Genomic DNA, 2,664 nt, shown 5'->3' on the forward strand with positions numbered 1-2,664 from the left:
CCCGAAGGTCCTGACCTACAAGGGGAGCGGAAGCCTCGAAGACGCGGCGAATTTCGAGTGCCGCTGACGCGATCGTGCACGCCGCACGGGCCGCGTGCACGATCGCTTGATGGTGGTTGACCTCGCGCCGGGGAGATCCGATCTCCCGGCCAGCGCCGGCCTGTCCCGCAGCGTCGCGGCTTCCCTCATCAGCCCCCCGTCCCTTCATGGTTGCCGTCAAGACGCGAGCCTTCACCATCCTGTACGAGTTCGAGCACGCCCAGACCGAGCTGATCGGGAAATGCGTGGCCCTGAGCGACGGCAAGGCCGGAACCGTGGAGCAGGTCTATCTCGACGAGCTGCACGGCCTGCGCATTGCGATCAGCGGTCACGAAGGCCGCTGGCCGGTGTCGACGATCAAGTTCGCCGAGCGCTGAGCGGCGGGCGTCGGACTGGTGTTTCAACCTTCAAGCGATCGAGCGGATGGGGTGCAGGTCACATGGTCCCAAGCAGCGCGCATCGAGCTCTGGCTGTGCAAGGATGACTGCAGCCGCGGATTCTGATCGCCATCCCCGGCTCATCTTCGCTTGCGCTGTTGTCGCGAAAAACTTTGGATCAGCCGTCGCAGCTCGGGATGATGGACGCGGCGTGCAGCCTCGGAGGCCGGCAGCCAGACAAGATCGCGCTCGCCGCTCTCCGGATAACGTCCGTGCTGCTTGGTCACCTTCAGCGCGTACAGCTTGACGTCGCACATGATCCGGCGCTTGCCCTTGCGCTTGCTGTGCTTGAAATGTCCGAGCGCGTGGCGGCTGATCTTGCCGCGCAGCCCGGCCTCCTCATAGGCCTCGATCGCGGCGACGCGATGCGCGCGCTTGCGCAGCATCGGAGATCCTTTCGGCACCGACCATCGCCGCTTGCCGCGCGTGGTGATCAGGAGAATGCGCAGTTGTGCCGACTTGATCCGAAAGGGCAGGGCGGCGAATTGTCTGTGCTTCATGGGACCCCCTTCCACTGCGGCTTGAACCGTGCGGGATGTCGATTGGTTCCTTGCGGAGCCTGACGCGGCCGCGCATGCCGAGGTCTGCGTCTATCATTTGATACGTCGCCGGTGTCGTCCTGGCGCTAACTTCAGCCAACGAGACATGCCGGAGGTCCGTCGCAATCCCATCGTTCGAAGCGCGCGTGGATTTCGGATTCACTTATGTAGCTGCAGGTGGCGACTGATCATCTAGGGTTGTGTTGGCGTTTCAATCGAAACCGGGTTCGCACTGCATGGAAGTCGATATTCCGAAAAAGCGAAGGCGGCGCGTCAAGCAGACGATGACGCTGGCCGAGCGCCTGTTGAAGACCGCGCGCGAGGCGCGCGACTTGGCCAAGCGTCTGCCGCCGGGCATCGAGCAGGCCAGACAGCTGCGGCGCGCGCGCGAGGCGGAGGCCATCGCCGAGCTCGACCGTTTCCTGGCCGCACCCGCGCGAAGCAATCCGCCGCGATCGCGTTGACGGGGAACGGCCGACCCGTGCCGGATCGGTCGGATGTCTCGAGCGCTTGCGGCAACATTCCTGACCTGTCCGAATCTGGTCGAGCCTTGGCCGCTTAACGGCCAGGCTGAGGGAGATCGCCCGCGCGCGTGGGGCTCAGGCCGGTCCGCGATCTCCCGGAACGGGACGGGAACATCATGTCGTACAGCCGTCCGGTTCTGCTGACGGTAATCCCGACCTGTCGCAAGTCCCGTCTCAGCACGGTTGAGCCCGGCCGGGCGAACGCCGGGCAGGGGTCGAACGTCAACGGCACGGCCAGCGGTGTCTTGGTCGGTCACGACGCTGCGTTTCTCCAGGAGAAAGGATCGGTGCTCAACACGCGGGGCCGCGATCTCGCATTGCGTCGCGGTGAAGGGCCGCTTCGCTGCGGGGGCAGAGGCGGTGCCGCTTCGCAAGCTCTCGACCGCCGCCGGCTCTCGTCGCAGGCCTCGTCTCCGCGGTGGCGGCGGCGTGAACGAGGCAACTTCGCTTGCGCGATGTGTGCGATGCCGCGAACGCGCCTCTCGGCAGCGTGTCCGGTCCGGATCTGCTCGCGGTTCACACCGCGCGCGATGCTCGATCGCAAAGCGAGGATTGCGGCGTTGCAGATCGACGCCGACCGTTACGCCAGCGTCTTTCCTCGTCAACGGCAAAACATCGCGTCCCCTGCACTCGTGGTGTGCGCTGCTGCAACCGACAGCAAGCCAAGTCCCACACCGCGTGCGCCGCCCGTTCCAAAATGGAACGGCAACTGCGCGCGATGCGGTCGGGAGTTGGGGGCGACAGCGCTGTCCACATTTCTTCACAGCCGTCGCAAAAAGTTCTTGCGCGGGATGCGGCATCGCACTATCTCACCACCACGCCAGCCGGACATCACCGATGACTGAGGCCCCCGACTTCCGGGACCAACGTTGTTTTCTCTGATGTTTCTTCTTCCGACGGGCTCCTGAGTTTTTCTTCAGAAAAGCTCTTGACGGTCTCTCAAAATCGGCTATGTGAAGCGCCCCGGCAATCGGGACTTCGACGGCGAAAGAGGCCAGAGAAGTTGATGCACTAATTAGTTCTCTGCGACGTTATTCGCGAACTAACAAGTGCGGGCTGTTTGACAAGTGAAGATGAAGAAAGAGAAACGTGGACGGCGGAGTCCTTGCGGGTCTCGGGACCAAA

At 63.8% G+C, this 2,664-nt stretch carries 3 protein-coding genes; 2 read left to right on the top strand and 1 reads right to left on the bottom strand.

Features of this window, described 5'->3' with window-relative positions:
• The first annotated feature begins 206 nt into the window (after nucleotides 1-206).
• Nucleotides 207-416, top strand: coding sequence for a hypothetical protein (locus tag BRAS3809_RS06110; protein WP_008961221.1), 210 nt, complete (start codon nucleotides 207-209; stop codon nucleotides 414-416).
• A gap of 140 nt (nucleotides 417-556) precedes the next feature.
• Here the strand turns inward: BRAS3809_RS06110 and BRAS3809_RS06115 are convergent, their stop codons facing one another.
• Nucleotides 557-976 carry an NUDIX hydrolase gene (locus tag BRAS3809_RS06115; RefSeq protein WP_008961222.1) on the bottom strand — a complete coding sequence of 140 codons (420 nt, stop codon included), beginning with the start codon at nucleotides 974-976 and terminating at the stop codon, nucleotides 557-559.
• Between the two features lie 275 nt (nucleotides 977-1,251).
• On the opposite strand from BRAS3809_RS06115, the gene BRAS3809_RS06120 reads away from it, so the two are divergent.
• Nucleotides 1,252-1,479, top strand: coding sequence for a hypothetical protein (locus tag BRAS3809_RS06120; RefSeq protein ID WP_008961223.1), 228 nt, complete (start codon nucleotides 1,252-1,254; stop codon nucleotides 1,477-1,479).
• Nucleotides 1,480-2,664: the final 1,185 nt, after the last annotated feature.

It is taken from the genome of Bradyrhizobium sp. STM 3809, from assembly GCF_000239795.1.
Lineage (GTDB): Bacteria > Pseudomonadota > Alphaproteobacteria > Rhizobiales > Xanthobacteraceae > Bradyrhizobium.